The 22,214-nt window shown below is 40.9% G+C and carries 17 protein-coding genes; 14 read left to right on the top strand and 3 right to left on the bottom strand.

What is annotated here, in order from left to right; genetic code table 11:
- The first annotated feature begins 1 nt into the window (after position 1).
- The 12 genes from flgC to F607_RS0102330 all read left to right on the top strand — a co-directional run bounded on the left by flgC (position 2) and on the right by F607_RS0102330 (position 14,304).
- Positions 2-463 (top strand): flagellar basal body rod protein FlgC, encoded by a 462-nt coding sequence (flgC, locus tag F607_RS0102385; protein WP_027706762.1) that lies wholly within the window; start codon positions 2-4, stop codon positions 461-463.
- Positions 464-511: 48 nt separating this feature from the next.
- Positions 512-1,195, top strand: coding sequence for a flagellar hook assembly protein FlgD (locus F607_RS0102380; protein ID WP_027706761.1), 684 nt, complete (start codon positions 512-514; stop codon positions 1,193-1,195).
- A gap of 300 nt (positions 1,196-1,495) precedes the next feature.
- On the top strand, positions 1,496-3,493 hold the full coding sequence (locus F607_RS0102375; protein WP_027706760.1) for a flagellar hook protein FlgE: 1,998 nt from the start codon (positions 1,496-1,498) through the stop codon (positions 3,491-3,493).
- Positions 3,494-3,713: 220 nt separating this feature from the next.
- Positions 3,714-4,454 (top strand): flagellar basal-body rod protein FlgF, encoded by a 741-nt coding sequence (flgF, locus tag F607_RS0102370; protein ID WP_027706759.1) that lies wholly within the window; start codon positions 3,714-3,716, stop codon positions 4,452-4,454.
- A gap of 42 nt (positions 4,455-4,496) precedes the next feature.
- Positions 4,497-5,282, top strand: coding sequence for a flagellar basal-body rod protein FlgG (gene flgG / locus F607_RS0102365; protein WP_027706758.1), 786 nt, complete (start codon positions 4,497-4,499; stop codon positions 5,280-5,282).
- Between the two features lie 20 nt (positions 5,283-5,302).
- Positions 5,303-5,998, top strand: coding sequence for a flagellar basal body L-ring protein FlgH (flgH, locus tag F607_RS0102360; RefSeq protein WP_027706757.1), 696 nt, complete (start codon positions 5,303-5,305; stop codon positions 5,996-5,998).
- 38 nt (positions 5,999-6,036) lie between these two features.
- Complete coding sequence (locus tag F607_RS0102355) at positions 6,037-7,140, top strand: flagellar basal body P-ring protein FlgI (RefSeq protein ID WP_027706756.1); 1,104 nt, start codon at positions 6,037-6,039, stop codon at positions 7,138-7,140.
- Between the two features lie 14 nt (positions 7,141-7,154).
- On the top strand, positions 7,155-8,186 hold the full coding sequence (gene flgJ / locus F607_RS0102350) for a flagellar assembly peptidoglycan hydrolase FlgJ (protein ID WP_027706755.1): 1,032 nt from the start codon (positions 7,155-7,157) through the stop codon (positions 8,184-8,186).
- A 34-nt stretch (positions 8,187-8,220) separates the two neighbouring features.
- A complete protein-coding gene (gene flgK / locus F607_RS0102345; protein ID WP_027706754.1) occupies positions 8,221-10,983 on the top strand; it encodes a flagellar hook-associated protein FlgK in 2,763 nt (920 codons plus the stop codon).
- Between the two features lie 56 nt (positions 10,984-11,039).
- Positions 11,040-12,278 (top strand): flagellar hook-associated protein FlgL, encoded by a 1,239-nt coding sequence (gene flgL, locus F607_RS0102340; RefSeq protein WP_027706753.1) that lies wholly within the window; start codon positions 11,040-11,042, stop codon positions 12,276-12,278.
- Positions 12,279-12,404: 126 nt separating this feature from the next.
- Positions 12,405-13,481: a DegT/DnrJ/EryC1/StrS family aminotransferase gene (locus F607_RS0102335; RefSeq protein WP_027706752.1), complete on the top strand. Its 1,077-nt coding sequence runs from the start codon at positions 12,405-12,407 to the stop codon at positions 13,479-13,481.
- A gap of 61 nt (positions 13,482-13,542) precedes the next feature.
- Positions 13,543-14,304 carry a class I SAM-dependent methyltransferase gene (locus F607_RS0102330; protein WP_027706751.1) on the top strand — a complete coding sequence of 254 codons (762 nt, stop codon included), beginning with the start codon at positions 13,543-13,545 and terminating at the stop codon, positions 14,302-14,304.
- Positions 14,305-14,341: 37 nt separating this feature from the next.
- Here F607_RS0102330 and F607_RS0102325 read toward each other — a convergent pair whose 3' ends face one another.
- The 3 genes from F607_RS0102325 to F607_RS0102315 all read right to left on the bottom strand — a co-directional run bounded on the left by F607_RS0102325 (position 14,342) and on the right by F607_RS0102315 (position 17,526).
- Complete coding sequence (locus F607_RS0102325) at positions 14,342-15,376, bottom strand: M14 family metallopeptidase (protein WP_027706750.1); 1,035 nt, start codon at positions 15,374-15,376, stop codon at positions 14,342-14,344.
- The gene (locus F607_RS0102320; protein ID WP_027706749.1) at positions 15,367-16,854 is read right to left on the bottom strand and encodes a glutamate-cysteine ligase family protein; all 1,488 of its coding nucleotides are present in this window, start codon (positions 16,852-16,854) and stop codon (positions 15,367-15,369) included. The genes F607_RS0102325 and F607_RS0102320 overlap by 10 nt, the downstream gene beginning before the upstream one ends.
- A gap of 99 nt (positions 16,855-16,953) precedes the next feature.
- Positions 16,954-17,526 (bottom strand): lysophospholipid acyltransferase family protein, encoded by a 573-nt coding sequence (locus F607_RS0102315; protein ID WP_027706748.1) that lies wholly within the window; start codon positions 17,524-17,526, stop codon positions 16,954-16,956.
- A 747-nt stretch (positions 17,527-18,273) separates the two neighbouring features.
- Here F607_RS0102315 and torR point away from each other — a divergent pair.
- Together torR and torS are read left to right on the top strand one after the other, a co-directional pair.
- Positions 18,274-19,011: a two-component system response regulator TorR gene (gene torR, locus F607_RS0102310; RefSeq protein ID WP_027706747.1), complete on the top strand. Its 738-nt coding sequence runs from the start codon at positions 18,274-18,276 to the stop codon at positions 19,009-19,011.
- A 256-nt stretch (positions 19,012-19,267) separates the two neighbouring features.
- Positions 19,268-22,207, top strand: a complete 2,940-nt coding sequence (gene torS / locus F607_RS0102305) for a TMAO reductase system sensor histidine kinase/response regulator TorS (RefSeq protein WP_027706746.1) — start codon at positions 19,268-19,270, stop codon at positions 22,205-22,207.
- Positions 22,208-22,214 lie beyond the last annotated feature (7 nt).

The following is a 22,214-nucleotide window of genomic DNA, read 5'->3' as shown; positions in this document are numbered from 1 at the left end:
TATGTCTTTAACCAATATATTCAATATTTCCGGAAGTGGTATGTCGGCTCAGTCTGTGCGTTTAAATACCATTGCCAGTAATGTTGCCAATGCAGAAACAGCCAGCAGTAGTATTAATGAAGTGTATCAAGGACGCAAACCATTTTTTAAAATCATGCAAACACGCGTTAATGAAGATCCATTTTGGCAAGGCTCTGTCTTTGATGATGAAAATACGTTGTACCAGCAGCAGGGACGAGGTGTGATGGTGCAAGCGATTGTTGAGAGTAAGGCAACGCCTCAGGCACGTTATGAACCTGATCATCCTAAGGCCGATGAAAAGGGGTATGTGTACTATCCAAACATTAATGTGGTTGAAGAAATGACAGATATGATTTCAGCGTCCCGTTCATTTCAAGTCAATGTTGAAATTATGAATACAGCGAAAACGATGTTGCAAAAGGTTCTGACGTTAGGTCAGTAATATGGCTGATCGTTTTGTGGTTAGCACTAAGGTGAGCGAGGTGCTCTCATGAGTACAATTAATCAGACCCAAAATACGACAGCTAACGCTGTTGTTGATAAATATACACTAGAGAATCCTTCATCGGCTAAAGGCAATAAGGAGCTGGGTCAGGATCAATTTTTAACATTAATGATTGAACAGTTAAAAAATCAGGATCCATTAAACCCGCAAAAAAATGAAGATTTTATCGCTCAGCTGGCGCAGTTTAGTACAGTGGAAGGGATTACTAATTTAAATCAAACTGTGACCAATATGTCTTCAGCGTTCACTTCCAGCCAGGCATTACAAGCGTCCGCGTTAGTAGGTCGTTCTGTTTTGGTTCAGACATCTCGCACACAACTAAATGCTGGGAGTGATGTACAAGGTGTTGTTGATTTACCTGCCTCAAGTCCTGTGAGAGTCGATGTTTTTAATAGCTCGGGTGTGTTAGTCAGACAGGTCGATTTAGGCTTACAGCCGGCAGGTGCAGTGGATTTTACATGGGATGGCAAAGACAGTAATGGTCAGGCTATGCCATCTGGAGTGTACAGCTTTAGAGCATCTGGCGTGTTAGATAATCAAGGAATTGCGTTATCAACAATGATGAGTACGAATGTGGATAGCGTAACCCTGGGTACATTTAATGATTTAACATTGAATTTAGCGGGTGTTGGCTCGGTTAAGTTAAGTGATGTTAAGCGGATACTTTAAATATGACGAAAGCTTATTGGTTATATTATTCGTTATTTATTTTGGAGTGGTGATTTTTTATGACAATAAAAAATCGTGCGAAAAATATCTAATTAAATAAAAAATAAATGAGTTGTTATCCTTTTTAGTCGGTGTTTTTTAAAAGGTTGCCAATTGCTGGGAAGAAAATTGGAGCAGCTTTGCTAACCCGTTAGGATTAGCGCTAGGGAGAGTGCGCATAACATGACGCATAAAAAATTAATGTTTCTTGCAAGATTCATTATGCATCCTTGACGGAATTAATGAATAAAGGAGCGCAATATGGCGTTTAATACTGGCTTAAGTGGGCTTAAAGCCGCTTCCACTGATCTGGATGTAATTGGTAATAACATTGCGAATTCTGCAACAATCGGCTTTAAAGCTTCACGCGCTGAATTTCATGATGTTTATGCACGTGAAATATTAGGCGGAAGTAGTCGCTCTCCTGGTAATGGTGTGTTAGTGCAAACTATTGCTCAACAGTTTAATCAGGGTAATATTAAGCCGACGGAAAGAAACCTGGATTTAGCCATTGATGGCACTGGTTTTTTTATTATGCGGGATAATACCGGGCAAACCTATACACGCCAGGGCATTATTGGCATCGATAAAAACGGTAACCTGATTAATAATCGCGGAGCATTTTTGCAAGGTTTTGCGGCAGATAGGCAAGGCAATATTATTCCAGGTATTTTATCGGACCTGCAAGTAGGGGATCAATTTCAGGACCCAAGGCAGACCAGTAATATTGATATTAGTTTTAATGTCGATTCGCGCGAGGCTGTTTTGGAGCGAAGAGGAAGCACCAGTGCTGCCAATGGGGCCATTATTGGCAATGCTCAAGCAGGTACGGCCAATGGCTATACTGCCGGTTCTTTGGATATTCAGGATATATCGACAACACCAGCTACCACTATATCGACAGTCGCTATTCCTTCTGCTGCTAATCGGTCTGCTCGAGCAATTGCAGCAGAGTTAAGCAACTTATCTCAAGTTATTACTGCCAGTGCCAGTACCAGAGTAAAAATTGACGTAAGCACTTTACCCTATGGAGGTGCAGCACCAGCGGGGGCTTCCATTACGATTAATGGTCAGGCGGTAAGTCTGGCCAGTGTGAATGATGCCAGTGAGCTTGCAACTGCTATTGCTAACTTGACAGATATTAGTGCTTCATTTGTTGCTCCTAGTGAAATCAGGGTCTTTAATAATTTAGGTGATGATATTTCTGTTGCAATTAGTAGTACCGGAACTAATGTCTCGGTACAAGGTGCTACAGGAACAACCTTTACTAATGCAGGTGCAGCTGTGGTCGTAGCAGATGGTGGAGCAGCTACAGTAGGAGGGGAAGTTGATTTTCAGGTTGAAGAAAGTTTTCAGCTAGTGACCCCAACAGCACCTGCAACAGCTTCTAATATTTTCAACTTTCCATTGGCTTATGTGCCATTTATAGAAAACTCTTTTGATCCCATTGATCCGGACACATACAACCATGCAACACAAGTAGAGGTGTTTGATAGCCTGGGTAATTCACATAACGCGACACTTTATTATGTAAAAGAGCGTGCCAGTACCGTCAACCCTAATGTGTCAGAGTGGAGCCTGTATGTGCAAGTGGATGGTCAGGATGTGGGTGACCCTGTGGTGCCAGGGGGGGCAGCAACCCGTGCTAGGTATTCTGTCCAGTTTGACCGAGAAGGTAACTTAATTGATCCGCCACCCAGTATTGTGATTACAAACTGGACTCCCCTTGATGCAGACGGTAATCCAATTACAGCGTTAGGACCGATAAATACCTCAGCAGGTGGTGATGTCTTGCCGTTACCTGATCCTCCGACCAGTTCCAACTTTGTGATTGATATTGAAAACTCCACTCAGTTTGGTAATGCCTTTGCGGTAGACAGTCTAACTCAAAATGGTTTTGCGGTAGGCAATATTACTGAGCTGGATGTCGATGATGAGGGGATAGTATTTGCCCGATACAGTAATGGACAAACATCATTGTTGGGTCAGGTTGCGCTAGCTAACTTTGCCAATAATCAAGGTCTTACGCCAATTGGTAATACCTCATGGGCACAGTCTTTTGCTTCGGGGGAGCCGGTCATAGGCTCGCCACAAGCTGGTGTGTTTGGAGGGATTCGTTCTGGTACTTTGGAAGAAGCAAATGTTGATATTGCTGAACAGCTGGTGAACTTAATTATTGCTCAACGAAACTATCAAGCTAATGCGAAAACCATTGAAACAGAAGATGCTATTACACAAACTATTATCAACCTCCGCTAATTCAGCCTTTAAGCAGAGTGTATCTAACGCTGCTTTTTAAGGCTCTTTTGCAAGCAAGGATGAGGCATGGTTTTGCCTCATCTGTCCTGCTTTACAGGATTTAATTTGTCCGTTTAACCCTTTCCCCTTTCTATCATTAGTTGTTAGAAGCTAGGCATGTCCCTTGCAGGTAATCGATATATATGAATTAAAGTGAAGCAAGTTGCCGCGGGAGGAGCCAATGGATAAAGCCCTTTATGTATCCATGACTGGAGCAGTACAAAATATGCTTGGTCAACGGATACATGCTAATAACCTCGCCAATATTACGACAACAGGTTTTCGCAGAGATTTTGAGCAGGCGCGCTCTATGCCTGTGTTTGGTGAGTTTTACCCAAGTCGAGCTTATGCCATGACTGAAAGCCCTGGTCAATCATTTGACCAGGGACCATTGATGGAAACAGGTAATGATCTGGATGTGGCTATTGGTGGCGATGGCTGGATTGCTGTGCAAGGGGCTGATGGCGAAGAGCGTTATACCCGTGCCGGGAATTTGACCATAGGTACTAACGGTGAATTATTTACAGGGTCAGGGTTGCCTGTACTAGGGGAAAACGGACCCATTGTCATACCAGAATTTGAAAAAATCGAGTTGGGGTTGGATGGTACGATTAGTATCCGTCCAGTAGGACAGCTCCCTAATGAGCTTGCTGAAGTCAACCGAATTAAGTTGGTCAATCCTGATGTTACCCAACTAATCAAAGGCACTGATGGTCTTTTTAAGTTTAAGGAAAATGAGGTTGCGCCTGCAGATGCTAATGTACGGTTAGTGCCGGGCTTTCTTGAAGGTAGCAATGTTAATGGAGTAGCAGAAATGATCAGCTTGCTGGCATTAACTCGTCAGTATGAAGTCAACGTTAAAATGATGCGTTCGTTAGAGGAAAACAGTGAATCGATGGAAAGTGTATTACGCATTAATTAAAAAAATTAGCGCTGTTGTAATTTATCGAGTGTGGAGGTTGTTATGCATCCAGGGTTATGGGTTGGAAAAACGGGGATGAGTGCCCAAGATCACCAGCTAACCGTTATCGCCAATAATTTAGCAAATGTTGCTACTGTTGGTTTTAAACGTGATCGTGCTGAATTTGAAGATTTATTTTATCAAATAAAACGTCAGCCCGGCGGGCAAGCAACACAAGATAATGTATTACCTTCTGGTTTACAGTTGGGCACAGGGGTGCGTGTGCACAGTACACAAAAAGTCTTTACTACAACGGGTTTCCAAACAACAGAACAGCCGTTAGATGTTGCCATTAATGGTCGGGGTTTTTTTCAAATATTATTGCCGGATGGCACTATTTCTTACACCCGTAATGGAGAGTTTCATTTAAATGCCGACGGTGATGTGGTCAATGGTAATGGTTTACCCTTAGAGCCTGCAATTAATGTTCCTCAGGATGCAACGTCTATTACGATTGGCGAGGATGGCACTGTCAGTGTAACAATTGCAGGACAAGCAGACCCTCAACAACAAGGACAAATTACGTTAGTGGATTTTATTAATCCTCCAGGGCTTCAAGCTATTGGAGGAAATTTATTTTTAGCCACGGGCGCCAGTGGTGATCCTGTTGAAGGTAATGCTGGTGAAGATGGCCTGGGATTTATAAAACAGCACACGTTGGAAAGCTCTAATGTGAGTATTGTGGAAGAAATGGTAAATATGATAACCACCCAACGTGCTTATGAAATGAATTCTAAGGTGATTTCCACTGCAGACCAAATGCTGCAATTTGTGACGCAGAATTTATAGACAGCAAGAGGTGTAAGGTCATGAATGTATTACGATTAGGCCTGATAACCCCGGTTTTTTTTGTTTATAGTTTTTTATCGGGCTGTGTATCATTACCGGCAGAGCCTAATGACCCGGCTTATGCGCCGGTATATCCACCCACACCAGTACCAACAGAGTTTACCAATGGTGCTATTTATCAAGAAAACTTTGCCATAAGTTTATACGAAGACCGTCGAGCACATAGAGTAGGTGACATCTTAACGGTTAGGCTTGATGAACAGACTAAAGCCAAAAAAGAAGCTGACACTGAAATTGATAAAAACAGTAATTCCACAATTGCGGACCCAACAATTTTGGGGAAAACCGTTAAGGGATTATTTGGCAATGATTTAAGTTTAAATACGCAAATTTCGTCAACCCGAAGTTTTGATGGTGAAGCAGAAACTAATCAGAGTAATAGCCTCTCTGGTATTATCACCGTAACTGTGGCAGAAGTGCTACCTAACGGTGTTATGAAAGTCCGTGGAGAAAAATGGTTAACATTGAATACTGGTGATGAATATATTCGGATAACAGGGTTAGTTCGGCCGGAAGATATCACTCCAGATAATATGGTTTCATCTCAAAAGTTAGCTGATGCACGTATTACATACAGTGGTCGAGGTGAGGTGGCTGATGCAAGTAAAGCAGGATGGATTGTCCGGTTTTTACTGAGTACCTTTTTCCCTCTTTAAATCAGGAATGACCAAAGCATCAGTATAAGGAGTATGTTATGTTAACGCTTCGATTCCTGCTGTTAGGCTGCTTAATATCATTAGGTATTTTAAGTCATGCGGAACGTTTAAAAGATCTTGCAACAATTTCTGGTGTTCGTAGCAACCAGTTAGTTGGATATGGACTAGTGGTTGGGCTTGATGGTACCGGAGATAAAACCAGTCAAACCAATTTTACGATTCAGTCATTTAACAGTATGTTAAAGCAGTTTGGTATTAATTTACCGCCAGGCGCTGATCCTAAATTAAAAAATATTGCCGCTGTAGCGATTCATGGTGAATTACCGCCGTTTGCTAAACCGGGTCAAACTATTGATATTACCGTGTCATCCATTGGAAATGCGAAAAGTTTAAGGGGAGGGAGTTTATTAATTACGCCGTTAAAAGGTTTGGATGGACGTGTTTATGCGATAGCCCAAGGTAATTTAGTCGTGGGTGGTTTGGGGGTGGAAGGTTTGGATGGCTCGAAAATTACGATTAATGTACCCAGCGTTGGGCGTATACCAAATGGGGCCATGGTCGAGCGGGCTGCTCCTAGTGGTTTTAATCACAGTAATAAAATTGTCTTGAATTTAAACCGTTTTGATTTTACTACCGCGAAGCGGGTAACGGATACCATTAATCAAGTACTGGGACCAGATATTGCGCAAGCTGTAGATGGTGGCACCATTGAAATTCAAGCACCTCTCCGTAGTAGCCAGCGTGTTACTTATATGTCTGTTCTAGAAAATTTAGAGATTGCACCTGGTGAAGCACCAGCACGTGTCGTGATTAACTCTCGTACTGGCACGATTGTGATTGGTAAAAATGTACGTGTTTCTCCAGCTGCAGTGACTCATGGCAATTTAGTTGTCTCAATTTCTGAAAATACTGAAGTCAGTCAACCTAATGAATTTGGTGCTGGAGACACAGTACAAGTACCGCAAAGTGATATCGATGTTACTCAAGAAAAAAATAAAATGTTTTTGTTTTCTCCAGGGGTAACGCTGGATGAAATTGTGCAAGCAGTCAATCAAGTGGGTGCTGCTCCGGGTGATCTGATGGCTATTTTAGAAGCTTTAAAACAAGCTGGGGCGTTAAATGCTGAACTGGTTGTCATTTAGTAAGGAGTTAAGTGATGAAAGCAGATCTATCGTCGGCACAGTTTTATACCCAGTTAGATGGCCTTGGTAAAATAAAAGCGCAGGCGAATAAAAACCCTCACCAGGCATTAACTGAAGCCGCAAAGCAGTTTGAGTCTTTGTTTTTAAACATGATGCTCAAAAATATGCGAAAAGCGAATGATATGATTGCGGAAGGTAATTATTTAAACAGTCGAGAGGAAAAATTTTTTAGGGATATGCTGGATAGTCAGCTGGCCATTGAAATGGCTCAAAGTAAAGGTATTGGTTTGGCTGACCAGATCATTAAACAAATGAAACCTTTGCTTCAAGCCCAAACAGATTCAGAAGCAGTATCAGAGCTACCTGAAGAAAAACGATTAGACACTATAAATAACGCTGAAATTATTAATCCATCTAATACTTCACGCGAAGATAATCCCGCTGTAAAAAGCCAAAAAAGCGAAGACGTTGTGAGTGGCTCACAGGCGCTGAATAGCATTTTAGGGAAAGAAGAAAGTGTAGAAAAAGCAGCTATATCCGCCAAGCCAATATCAATTCCAGAAATTTTTGATTCTCCCGCGACTTTTATTAAGTCGTTATATCCTATTGCAGAAAAAGTCGCCTCAGCGGTAGGGATTGACCCTCGATTTATGTTAGCGCAAGCAGCGTTGGAAACCGGATGGGGCAAACACATGATTCGTCAGGCGGACGGTAGTAATAGCCATAATTTATTTGGAATTAAAGCGCATAAACGGTGGCAAGGTGATAAAGCGAATATCGCAACGACTGAATTCCGGCAAGGAGTTGCCGTTCGCGAACGAGCCGATTTTCGTGCTTATGACTCCTATGAAGCGAGTATGCAGGATTATGTTGATTTTCTACAACAAAATCCACGTTATAAACAAGCTCTGTCGGTAAAACAAAATCCGGAACAGTTTTTGCTCGAGTTACAGAAAGCTGGTTATGCGACTGACCCGCGTTATGCAAAGAAAATTATCAATATTGCGAATAGCCAGGTGATGAGTCAGGCTTCACTTCAAGGATGATGGCTGTTGGCACGAGGAATGAAGGTCAACCACAATGGCAGGCAATTTACTACAAATTGGTACCAGTGGCTTACAGGCATATCAACGCGCGTTGAATACCACTGGACATAATATTGCCAATGTAAATACCCCCGGATACTCCCGGCAAGAGGCTGTTTTTACGACAGCACAGGAACAGCGAATAGCTAACTATTATCAAGGGAGTGGTGTTTTTGTTGAAGATATTCGTCGGTTTGCCAGTCAATTTGTCATTAATCAATTACGTCAAGATACGTCTACTCATTCCCAGTTAAGTTCCTTTGACCTTAATATACGACAGCTTGACTCATTATTAGCCGATGAAACGACAGGATTAAATGTTGGGCTAGATAAATTCTTTAACGCGCTTCAAGCAGCTTCCGAAAATCCAACATCTATTCCTGCTCGACAGTTAGTGCTTACAGAAGCCAGTGGATTAGCCAGTCGCTTTACGACAGTACAAAGCACGATGGAATCGCAAAATAGAGCAATAAACCAGGAAATTGAAGCACTGGTTGAGCAAGTTAATTCGTTGGCGGCAGGCGTTGCTGAATTAAACCGGCAAATTGTAACCCAGCAAGGCAGTGGTGGAGATCCTAACGACTTGCTGGATAAACGGGATGAATTAATAAGACAGTTATCAGAAATTGTTTCTGTTCAGGTCATTGAACAGGATGACAATACTCTGAATGTCTTTATTGGTAAAGGTCAGTCGTTGGTTGTTGGGGTAAGTGCAAATAACCTATCGACATTACCTGCAAAAACAGAAAGTGCTGGAGTGAATATAGTTTTACAAGGGACAGAGCAAGTACTGGATAATCAGATAACAGGTGGCATGTTAGGTGGCTTGTTGGATTATCGGGATAATATTTTGCAGCCAGCCTTTAATAATTTAGGACTGGTTGCGCTAGCTGTTGGTAAAACGGTAAATGACCAGCAACGCATGGGGCTGGATTTATCCAGTAGTTTTGGTGGAAGAATATTTAATGATGTTAATGATCGACAGGCGACATTGGATCGAGTGACGGCAAGTCCTAATAATACGCCACCTGTTGATCGAGTGATTAGCATTAGCATTGATGATGTTCAGAGCTTAAAAGCGACTAATTATACGGTAGAATTTATTGATAACTCGACATTTACGATACGGCGTGATAGCGATAACTCAATTGCACTGCAAGCTTCTTTAAGTGGTTTATTTCCTGAAACTGTTGAAGTGGATGGTATGCGCATTGCTTTCGAAGCAGGAAGCTTTCAGCGGGGGGATGAGTTTTTTTTAGAACCTACGCGGAATGCAGCCAGTGAGTTTGAGGTTGAAATGAACGATCCTCGTGAATTGGCCTTTGCTGCTGCGATCAGAACTCAGACATCGACCACGAATCAAGGCACAGGTTCTATTTCTCAAGGTGATGTATTCCAGGTGTATGATGCAGAGACTGGTAATTTTTTACCTGCATTTGCAACAAGCGGTCAATTAACGCCACCCTTGATTATTCGATTTACCACACCTACGACTTATGATGTATTAGATAACTCAGACCCCAGTAACCCAAAACAACTGGATCCACCGATTCGTAATCAGGTGTTTATTCCTGGCTCGCCTAAAGATGTTTTTACCCTGGACCAAGGGCAGACTATTGCGACCAGTCAAGCTCGGGGAACAGGTGATGTGGGATTAGTGAGTGCACCTGTAACAGTGGCACTGCCTGCTGTACCAAATCCAGTAAATGGTTATTCTGCGCAAACGATTACAGTGTCTAATCGTGACCCTGATACAGGAATAGTAACTACCTCTACAGTCAATACGTTGGCTAATGCCACGGCTCAGGAAATTGCAAACCAGTTGAGCCAGGTTGACGGAGTTTCCGCTAATGCGTTTAACCAAGTTGAGATCACCAATATTATTGGTGGTTCTGGCACGGCGATTGAGTTAAGCATTAATGGAGAAAGTCTCACCAATTCAGCATTAGGCACAGTGCCTGTGCCGGATGTAGACCCTTTAAAAAATGAGGATTATATCCAAGTCTTGGCAGACCGCATTAATAATAATGGTAATTTAACCAATCAGGGCATTTACGCGGTTGTTTCAGAAACACCTGGAGCACCTCCTGTACCTACCTTAAAAATCTATGCTACTACAGGTGTCGACTTAGATGTGCAAATGACGGCCGATGCTGCGGACAGCTTTGTGGTGAGTAATGGTCAAACAGGCGCAGCGTTGTCGACGCAAACTTTAACGGGGTCAGGCCCAGCTAATGCAACAGCTGTCACCATTGGTGGCAGTTTAGATGTGACTATGACAGAGGGTGTATCTTTCAGGACAACACCTTTTGTGAGTAGCATTTTTGGTGATACCTCAAGCTTTAGCTTTGCAAAGTCTTCATTCAAAGGGTTTCAGGTAACGTTACAAGGACGGCCAGAAGCGAATGATACATTTACTATTGATTTTAATGAAAATGGTACTTCAGATAATCGCAACGGTTTTAAAATGGCGAACCTGGCAACCCAAAAAACTATTTTGGGAGGTACTGCCAGTTACTCAGAAGGTTATGGTCAACTCGTTGAGTTTATTGGCGTTAATGCCAGCCAAGCTCGTATTGATTTGGATGCCAGTGAAGCCTTACTAAACCAGACAGTTAGTCTGCGTAATTCGGATTCTGGTGTGAATATGGATGAGGAAGCGGCGAACTTAATTCGATTTCAGCAGGCTTATAATGCTTCTGCGCAGGTGATTAATGTAGCACGAGAAATATTTGACACTTTGTTAAATGCATTTTAGACATTAAAACCTTTCGTTTTAGTTAACGTAAATGGTCTAAGCGTGAGAGTAAGACAATGCGAATTTCAAATATTGATATTTTTAAAGCAGGCTTGGATCAAATTATAAAAAACAATGAGCGGGTTGTTAATACCCAACAACAAGTTGCTTCGGGACGTCGCATTGTAAGTCCTGGAGATGATCCTGTTGCCACGACAAAAGTTTTAGCGGTTAATCAGGAGTTAGCAATACTCGATCAATATAAACGTAATTTGGGTGGCGCTGAAAATAATTTAAAACTGGAAGAAGCGGTATTAACGGGTGTCGTTAATATTATGCAGCGATTAAGAGAGTTAACTATACAAGCAGGAGATGGCATTTTAACGGAACAGGATAAACAGGCAATAGCGGATGAGGTTGAAGTGCGCTTGCAGGAGTTGCAAGACAGTTTAAACCGAAAAGATGCAGCAGGTGTTTATATTTTCGCAGGTTTTCAGGCAGACCAGCCTCCTTTTATTGAAAAAACGGGAGGAGGGTTTGAATTTACGGGTGATGAAGGACAGCGTTTCTTACAAATAGCCGCGAGCACTACGGTAGCTATTAATGATTCGGGCAAAGGGATTTTTGTGGATATACCGAGTGCGCAAAAAACCTTTTTAACTTCTGCAAGTGACTCAAATACTGCAAACCCTCCTGCAAGAATCAGTGTTGGTCAGATCGTTGATCAAACTGAGTTAGATGCATTTTACCCTGAAGATATCATCATTACTTTCAACCCAGAAACGGCAGTTGTACCGAATGGACCAAATTATACCGTTAAAACGGCCAATGGCGGGATAACATTGGTCTCCAATCAGCCATTTGCATCAGGTGATAGTATTACAATCAAGGGAATGACGGTAGACATTGATGGCGTTCCTAATCAAGGAGATAGTTTTTTTCTGAAAACCAGTGATAAGCAAGATGTTTTAACGACCACAAAACGACTGCAAGATGCTCTGAATAACTCAGCGAATGATGAACAAGGACGACAGTTACTTGCTCAGCTTGTTTCAGATACGCTGATCAATATTGATAATACCATTGAGAGTATTACTGATACGCAGGCTAAAATTGGAGGACGTTTAAATACAGTTGAGTCGACACGCAACTTACAAGAAGATGTTGAAATTGTCAGTGAAGAGCTGCTTGCAGAGTTACTCTATGTCGATGAGGCTGAAGCTATTAGTAGACTCTCATTTGAAAACTACTTATTACAAGCAGCACAACAGAGCTATGTAGCCATTACTAATTTGTCGCTATTTAATCAGTTATAAAAGTATTTTCTTGGCAGAAGGTTATATCATAAAAGTGCAATTTAAGAGGCGAAAAACCTAAATACCGTCTATTCTGATGAAGGGTATATATATTTGTTGTGAGTTGGCTGAGAGGGATTCAATAATATGATCAATGTAACACGATCACACCTTCCTTCCAGAGAAAAACTCGAAGCTTATATAAACCAATTATATGATACAGCGTATTTAACAAACTTTGGTCCCTTAGAGCAACAGTTAACCTCTGCGTTAGAACAATATCTCAATATTAATCACCTTGTACTCATGGCCAATGGTACACTTGCTTTAATGTTATTAATGCGAGGATTAGGGTTAAAAGGTGAAATAATCACGACCAGTTATACCTTTCCAGCGACTGCTGCGGCCATTCGATGGAGTGGTTTAGAACCAAAATTTGCAGATATTAATTTAGCAGATTGGACAATTGATCCTAATAAAGTTGAAGACTTAATTACCCCTCAAACTTCAGCGATTCTGGCGACACATGTTTATGGTAATCCTTGTAATATAGAAGCGTTAGCAACCCTGGGTGAACAATATAAACTACCGGTTTTGTATGACGGTGCCCATGGCTTTGGTATTCAGTATGGGGAGCAAAGCCTGTTAGGTATGGGCATGGGCACAGCTGTAAGTTTTCATGCGACAAAACTCTTTCACACGGTAGAAGGAGGGGGCGTTATTGTTGGTGACCCTGATTTAGCTGCGCGCTTGAAACGTTTAATCAACTTCGGTATTGCAGGGCCAGAACAGGTAGCAGACGTTGGCATTAATGCAAAAATGTCTGAATTACACGCAGCGGTAGGGCTTGCTAATTTGCAGGAAATTGATGATTGCATCCGGCTGCGGAAAAGTCACTTGCAGTACTACCAGCAGCGATTGGATCACTCTGGTATTAAATGGCAGCAATGGTGTATGAATGCTTCTACAAATGGTGCTTATGCACCAGTGAATCTATCAAGTGAGCACAGCTTACTTAATGTCAAGCAACAACTTGAAGCAAAAAATATTTTTCCGCGCCGTTATTTTTATCCGAGCCTGGATGTTTTGCCCTGTCATGGCGCTCCTAATAACACACCTAATGCACAACAGGTTGCTGCTACCACATTGTGCTTACCTTTATATGCGGAGTTAACGCAAAACCAGCTAGATTTAATTTGTGAAACTGTGTTGTCATCAATTTAACAACTCTACTATTTAAAGTGTCTTTGTTATTGACTACTCGCGGAACGTTGTAATAAATAATATGGATAACCTAGACTTAGATAAATTGACAGAGAATAATCAAGAGCGAGATTATTTTTATCAGTTTGACCGTCAAATGCATCAGTTTATGGTGCGTAAGTTTTTGCCATACTTTTCTGATAAGCCAAATACAGCATTAGAGTTGGGCTGTTTTGAAGGTGCTTTTTCCACGTTAATACAGCCATACTTTAGTCAGTTAACATTAGTTGAAGGTGCAGAAAAAGCTGCAGAAAAAACCCGTCACTTATTTTCTTCATATTCATTAGCGGCGACTGAGTCTATTGAGGTTATTTGCGAGCGGTTTGAGAATTTACAACTGAATCAGCAGTTTGATGCGGTCTTTTTGCTTCATGTTTTAGAGCATATTGAAGTACCCAGTGAACTCTTCCAACGTATAAAACAATGGTTAGCACCACAGGGAAGACTATTTATCGCTTGTCCTAATGCCATGGCTGCATCTCGACAAATTGCTGTAAAAATGGGTTTAATCTCGGAGCCAGAGGCTGTTACTGACGGTGAGCGGTTGCATGGGCATTATCGGACGTATGCTTTGCATACTCTCTCTGATGAAGTTGACAGGGTGGGACTAACCATTATCGAAAGTGGTGGTATTTGCTTTAAACCGTTAGCTAACTTTCAATTAGACAAAGCCTATGAGCAAAAAATAATTGATGATGCTTTTCTGGAAGGGTGTTTCAAATTAGGGGATGAGTATCCAGCACTGTGTGCTTCGATTTTTGTGGTTGCCACATTACCGAATTAAATATATTCAGCTATCAGGGCAACCATTGCCGTTATCCTTATAAAGGGGGAACTTTAACTGCGTAGAGTAAACAGTCTTCCACTGCAATAGTGGGATTTCGAGTTATCATAAATAGTTTTAAGCTTTGTGTTGGATAAAGGGTATGTTCTTTAATACAGAAGTATTCTTCAAAGGCATTCTTGCCTGCCGCATTTAGCAGTTGAAAAATACCTCGACTGTTATGCTTTGTCCAACCCAGTGGCATTTCTGGGGTAATAACACCAAAGTTAAACAGCTCAATATCTTCGCGTAATGTTAAGTCAGTATAAGAGCAATATTGACTTGCATAGTTGATGATCGTGTTTTCCTTCACCTGTAAACGGACAGGGTGGTACATGATTTCCAGTGCTTTGGGGATAACTGTACTATAAAGGTTTTCTTCCTGTAGATAGCGAATTAACCCTTGATAGGCAACAGCATGAGATGTATTACAATTTGCGCCACCACATTCTATGGTAACAGAAGGGACACTCCGCTCGCTTAATTCCATTAGTGCCCCTAGTTTTATTTCAGTAATAATCATTTGGTTAGTGAAGAGGGAAACAAGTTGTTGATGCTGCTGATCTGCAGAAATAGAAACAGAAAAATCAGGTCCTTTACCAGAGGTATTATGTATATCAATAATAGCTTCCGGTTGATAATGATCTAAGTGGGTTAAAATGCTTTCAGCTAAAAAGCCTGCTAAGTCATCGTAGGGACCATTAAAACAGCGATTCAGATCCCTTATATGAGGTAAGTGGCGGTAGCTAAATCGTGGTGATGTAAGTGCTGTTTGTACCGCGGCAATAATAATGATGGTATTCACTGCCGGGGTAAAGAACGAGTGGGTCAACCATTTGTGAATGGCAATCAGTCCAGAGGGTTCATTCCCATGAAGCAATGTCACAATTGCTCGATGACGTGAAGTATCTTTACCCTGAATCCAAAAAAGGGTGGGATAAGACAACTGCTCCAAAAATAATTCAGGTGTTGTTGGCCACTGTTGTAACTGTGGATTTTCAATAACATGTAATAGACGACGGTTTACTGGCATGGTTGTTCAGGCCACTCTACGATAGAAGCATAATTATTAAAGTTTTGGATATAGTGTTCAGTTAAGTACTTTAAGGCATCAGTCGTGTGATATTTGCGTTTGAGCTGGTTGAGCATTTTTAATTGCCATGAGGCGCCATTAATCTTTTGCTCTAACCTTTGCTCAATATTACCCAGTAACCAGCGTACTTCATCTTCCGCAATGCCTATTTGGTAAAGGCCTTTTTCGGCAATGGGTAGTAACTCAGTTGCTAAATTGACGACGGATATTTCCTTTAATTGATGATTTTTGGTATCGGGCCAAATCAATGCCGCATCGAGTCCTTGTTTAGCAGCTTCGTAAAAATTGTATTTAGCATAATTGAAGGGTAAACCGATGATAAGTTGTTCTATCGTATCATTCAATCCCTCGGCTATACCGATTAAAAATGCGGCATTGGCTACCATATCATCAATTGTCGGTCCTGCAGGAAGGGCGCGCATTTCAATGCGTAAATGGCCGTTTGCCGCTGGATCATAAACGGGACGGTTCCAAGGCCATACCGAGCTTTGATGCAATCGTAGTTCATCAAGGGCAGGTGTTATACCCTGGTTTAACTGTTCTTGGCTGTTATGATGACTGGTAATAGGTAATATGGGAGCATATAGATAGACGGCTTCTGCAAATAATTCAAATGCGCCTTCCCTAACCCAGCCAGTACCAAAATTGACACGTGCTGGATGATGCCACTTATGATGATTTCTGTTTTCAACGGAGTGTTTAAATAACGCAATACGGGTTTCTTGCCATAGAGCATGTCCAAAGAGTGTAGGAGAATTTGCCCCAAGCGCTAAAACAATAGGTGTCACCAGTTGTATAGCGTTAAAACGCCTCGCAAAATGTTCAGGTGATACTCGGTAGTGAATCTGGAAGGAGGTGTTAGCACCTTCCATTGTAATATCTGGACTTAGCATTTGCAGGGGGTGAGAACCATCAATGTTGATTTGAAATGGCATATCACCGATTGAGCGCAAAGCTTTGGATAACGCATGATAACGAGGGATATCTGTCATTGCTTCAGCACTGATATCCTTTTTTTCGAGCGTTGGTAAGATTCCAATAGGTAAAATTCGGGCATTTAGCGTTTGGCTGCAAAGATTAAGACGCTTTACTACACAGTTTATTTCTTTGGCTATATGTCTGAAGGGTTGATGCGTTATCTGAACCGGAGAAAGGTTATATTCAAGATTAAACTGATTAAGCTCTAAGGTAAGTTGAGGGTCGTTAATCAGGTTAGCAATGCGTTGATTAAGGTGGGTTGGACGACATTCATCATCAACTATATACATCTCCAGCTCTGCGCCAATGGAGCCTGGCCCTTGTCCAAAGTCTGGGTTTTGAAGCAGTTTTTGCAGTGTGGATAGGTTAGCGTGCAACCTTTCTGTGAAAAGAAGGTAGTCATTTGCAGTAAAATGATCATGGCTGATAGATAGTCCCATGAGATGATTTCCATATAATATTATTGTGATTTTAATGGCTCTACTGCTGTTAACCTAAGTATATACTGATTTGTTATGGATTTTTAACTAGGTTCTGTGTTATGGCGCCTTTTTTCCTTTAAATGGCAGGAAAAATTGCTGTATTTCCAAAAGATCTCTTTCAAAATCTCCTGTTGGCCAGATTAATGGGCCAAACCCTCCTCGTTTATTGGGGAAGTCTAAATAAGCTAGTTGTAAAGGGACTTTAGCACCTACAGCGATATAGTAGAAGCCTGACTTCCAGTGGGACACTTGAGAGCGAGTGCCTTCAGGCGCGATAGTAAGAATGAAGTTTTCTGAATGATGGAAAAGAGTCACAAGCTGTTGAACGCGATTATTGCGCTGGGTACGGTCGATAGGGATACCACCAAGCCAACGCATAATTGGACCAAGAGGTCCTTTAAATAAAGAGTGCTTACCAAGCCAATGTACTTTGGCACGATACAGGAAGGCCATTGCAATGAAGTAGAAAAAGTCCCAGTTACTGGTATGGGGGGCACCTATGAGTACATATTTAGCTAGCTGGGGAGGCTGGCCTTCGAACCTCCAGCCAGTTAGTCGTAATATAAGTTTGAAGAGCCAGTGAAAAAACCAGCTTAAAACAGGCGTGTCAAATATTGTAAAATGGTTCAATGCTTGTTACTACTTTAATAAAGGTTGCTACGAGTTATTAAAATGCTACCACCGTGCATCTTAAGTAACAATGCATATTAATAATGGTAGCGATCAGTATTTAACCTGCAAACAGATAAAAATGATTAAGCATGTTCAAATATACTTCTTGAAATTGTGTGTTCGTATTTTATTTATAAGTGATTATTGTTAAGACGGCTATTTATTTTGTATCTAACAACCCGATTAAGCTTATAAAAAGGGCACATCTAAAAATGCCTTTTTTGAAATCTTTATCAGTGCTGTCCTCGGTTCCCCATAAACTCTTTTATACAAATACACTATGGTTTTCCAGGCTGCGGTTAGTTATGCATAAGAAATCACTATTATTTAATAGGTGCCCTAAAGTCTAACATACGTTTATTTTAATTAGTTGATTAAAGTTGGGTCTAGCTTATGTGTTTGGATAAATGTATTTGCAATACTTCTCCCATTTATACTTTTTGCATACATTGAGGGTCTGATTTATGACCTGAATAAATCATTTAGTGTGCTAGCTATCTATACCTTTCAATTCTTATGATTTACTTTGGAAAGGTAGTACTAAAGTAAAAACAGTGTTTTATATTCTAATTAGTTATATTAAATATAAAACATGTTACATTAATTTATTTAAAAGTGTGATTCAATTAACATTTGTGTGCTAGCCGTTAGGGGTAGAAATGTGAAAAAATATGAACAAATGTACGATTTGAAGGCAGCCCACCTATGCAGCAGTATCATGTACTTGTAGTCGAAGATGAGCCTGTTACAAGGGCTAAACTCGTTGATTATTTCCTTCAAGAAGGTTATCGCATTAGCGAAGCTGCTGATGGAAATGAAATGCGGTCTATTCTTCAGAACGAAAAAATTGATCTCATTATGCTGGATATTAACTTACCAGGAGAAGATGGGCTTTTATTAACCCGTGATATTCGTAGCACCTCTGATGTCGGCATTATCCTTGTTACGGGACGAACAGACCGCGTTGACCGAATTGTCGGCTTGGAGATGGGGGCTGATGACTATGTGACAAAACCTTTTGAACTGCGTGAGTTGAGGGTTCGGGTAAAGAACTTACTATGGCGTATTAGTAAAGTTGATCAAGTTAAGCAGCAGTTACGACAAGAGTTTTCTGAAGAAAAACAAGCTGATCGCGGCGTGTTGTTTGGTCCTTGGACTTTTGATATTCCACGACGCATGCTTTCTAAAGGTGATTCTCCGGTTAAATTGACAAAAGCGGAGTATGAAGTATTACTGGCATTTGTAACTAATCCAAACAGTGTATTGGGGCGGGATCAGTTGTTGAGTTTAATAAGCCACCGCGTTGAGCAACCCAATGACAGAACCATAGATGTATTAGTACGCCGGTTACGGAGTAAAATCGAAGATAATCCTCGCAACCCCCGTTATTTTGTTACAATTCATGGTGAAGGTTATTTGTTTGCCGGTGATATTGAACAATAGTTGAATGCTTGTAGTTTAGTATTGTTAGTGGATAATGGTACTAAATTACACTCATTAATGAAGGCCTTTTCTGAAAAATAGCTTTACGCTTGATAAGAATCTAAGTACAAGTAATAATAAGCTTTTGTATTTTGAACCCTACCTACTTAAGTCTGGAATTTTCTTAATTATACTGACATCTATATATCCGGTCGCATGACGCGAATACCCTAAATTAGCTACCCTACAGGTTTGGCCTGTTTATTCACGAAAACTTATGAAGCAACAAAGCAGTATAGGCGTTCAATTATGGTGGGCTTTTGGCTGTATGATAACCTTATTGGTGTTAGCAGCCACCATAAGTTTTTATGGATTTTATAGAGTTAGTAAGCATGAGCATATTGTTATAGAGCATTCGTTGCCTACCATGACCGCGATGCATCAGCTCGCCCAGTCAACCTCACGCTTAGTCTTTGCCGCAAGTACCTTATCAGAAGTAACAGATCAACAAGACTGGCAAGAGCAAACAGATAACTTATTTCAGCAGGCTGAAGAACTCAACATCCTGCTTTTAAAATTACTAGATGTAATGTCTGAATCAGATGAGCTAAGGCAGGTACAAGAAAAAGTTGCAGAGATTGTCATTAATATGGAGCAGCAAAGTCAGTGGGTTGCTGCAAGACTAAATTTAACGAATTTAGTCAATAAAAATCAGGGACAGTTGATGAGTATTGCCAGGGAGATTGGCGATATAGCTTCTGAAAAAGTAAGTGATACCTCGCTTAAAGCATCTAATGATATTTTGTCACTATATGATCAGGTCGCGCAAAATAAATCGAAGCAACAGGTCTACTTATCTCTGGATAAGCTCCTTAAAGAGGACCTTAAGCAATTGAATCTGATGAGCGAGTTGCGTCTACAAGAGGTTCAATTAAGCCGATTATTAATTAAATTAGAACTCAGTACTGATCAAGATGAAGTATCATCACTTGAGAATCAATTTAAGGAAATTTTATCTTCCATTAAACAAATATTATTGAGCTTACAAGACCCTAAATACCATAATATGCTTGCTAAGCATATAGAAAAGCTTGAAGCTTCTAATAATTTATTTGCGCGGTATCGACAATTATTAAAAGTAAGAAACCATATTGATGAGCTAACGCTTAATAATATGGTGTTGTCAGGTGTCTTGGCGATGTTAGTCGCGGACTTGGTTGATGAAGCATCTGAGGCACAAGAAAACTCAATTCAACAAGTTAAAGATTCACTTCAAATTAGCCGGCTTATGCTGCTCATTGTGACTCTATTGGGAAGTATTATCTTAAGCTGGGTGATGTGGCGGATTGTTTATGGTCGTATTGTATGGCGTATCAACCAGCATATAGGGGCGTTGAAGGCTCTGGCGGCTGGTGATTTAAATATCCAGTTAACACCACAGGGAAATGACGAGCTTGCAGTAATGGCTCATGCGATCAATATTTTTAAGGATCAGGCGATTGAAAGAAATCGCTTGGCTGCGGCTGAGCAGGTAGCGAAAGAAGAATTGGAAAAGCATAAAAATAATCTTGAGTTATTGGTGGCTGATCGAACTGAACAGCTAACCAAAGCTAATCAGCAGTTGAATCAGGCAGTACAAAACCATGCTCGTGCTCGTCAGGATGCTGAAGCGGCTAACCGCGCTAAAACGGTATTTTTAGCAACAATGAGCCATGAAATTCGAACACCGATGAATGGTATTTTGGGTACCTTGCAGCTTTTATCTGATACACCTTTAAATGATCATCAGCAACACTATATAGCGGTTTTAAGTCGAAGCAGTGAAACATTACTGGCGATTTTAAATGATATTCTGGACTACTCTAAAATTGAAGCAGGACATATTGAACTTAATCCACAGCATTTTTATTTGCCTGATTTAATCTCATCAGTTATCGATTTATTACAAGTAAAAATTTCAGAAAAAAAATTAAATGTAAGTATTGATATAGCAAAAAAATGTTGTTGTTGGTATTTTGCAGATTTGGGAAAAATACGACAAGTTTTAATTAACCTATTAGCAAATGCTGTAAAATTTACAACACATGGTTCAGTCACTATTCAAATAGTTTATTTAGAAGAAGATACCCGACGTAAAACGAATAAAGTACGTTTTAATATTATTGATTCTGGGGTTGGGGTGCCTCTATTTAAGCAAGCTGAGCTATTTTCTCCCTTCAAGCAAGTTCATGACTCCGCTGGGGGAACGGGTTTAGGTCTAGCAATAAGCAAGCGGCTTGTTGAGGCTATGTCAGGTACGATCGGAGTCGCTAGTGAGCCAGGGCAAGGTAGTTGTTTCTGGTTTGAAATGGAACTTGCAACAGGTAAAGAAGTGAGGGCTTTGGTTAAAGCACAGCAAACACCAGTAGCGCCGCAACCCATTTTATTGGTAGAAGATAATGAAATTAATCGTATGGTGGCGGAAGAGTTGCTACAGAAACTGGGGCATCACGTAACCACTGCACGTGATGGTAAACAGGCTGAGCAGGTTGTAAGACAAAAAAAGTTTTCCATTGCGCTGGTAGATATTAATCTTCCTGATACTGAGGGCACGGCTTTAGCAAAACGTTTGAAAAGTATTACCCAGCTATTTCATCAGCAATCTTTATATACTATTGCCGTTTCTGCTCATGTTTTTAGAGAAGAAGTGTCTCATTACTTGTCTGCAGGCATGAATGACTTTGTCGCTAAACCATTAAAATTGACTGATTTACAGCTTGCCATTGCTCGTTTCGTTGAGTATGACGAAAATAAAACCGAAGTTAAGATGGCTTCAATGGTGAAAGAGGAGCCTGTTTCTGATGCGCTAAAAGAGTATCCGGTATTTTCTTTAGCCAGCATTCAAGAAGATATTGAGGTACTGGGGGTTGGCACATTGGAACGTATGGCGAGTATATTTTTGACTGCTTCAGTTGAAACGTGGGAGCAACTCATTGAGGCTGTTCAGCAGCATAAAATATCTCAAGTCACCCAACTATCTCATCGGTTAAAAGGTAGTGCACAAAGTTTAGGTTTACTTCGCCTTGCAACTACCTGTGAGCATTTAGAAATACAGAGCCGGAAACAAAAAGAGACGGATTACTCCTTAACATGTTTACAAAAAGTTTGGGATGAGAGCATTAGTGCACTTGAAAAGATAGATTGGCAGGAAATGGTTGAGCCAGGTTCTTCGCAATAACGAAACA

Source organism: Zooshikella ganghwensis DSM 15267 (assembly GCF_000428585.1).
Classification (GTDB): domain Bacteria; phylum Pseudomonadota; class Gammaproteobacteria; order Pseudomonadales; family Zooshikellaceae; genus Zooshikella; species Zooshikella ganghwensis.
Note: the sequence above shows the minus strand (reverse complement) of the source record. Positions and strands in the feature narration are given on the sequence as shown.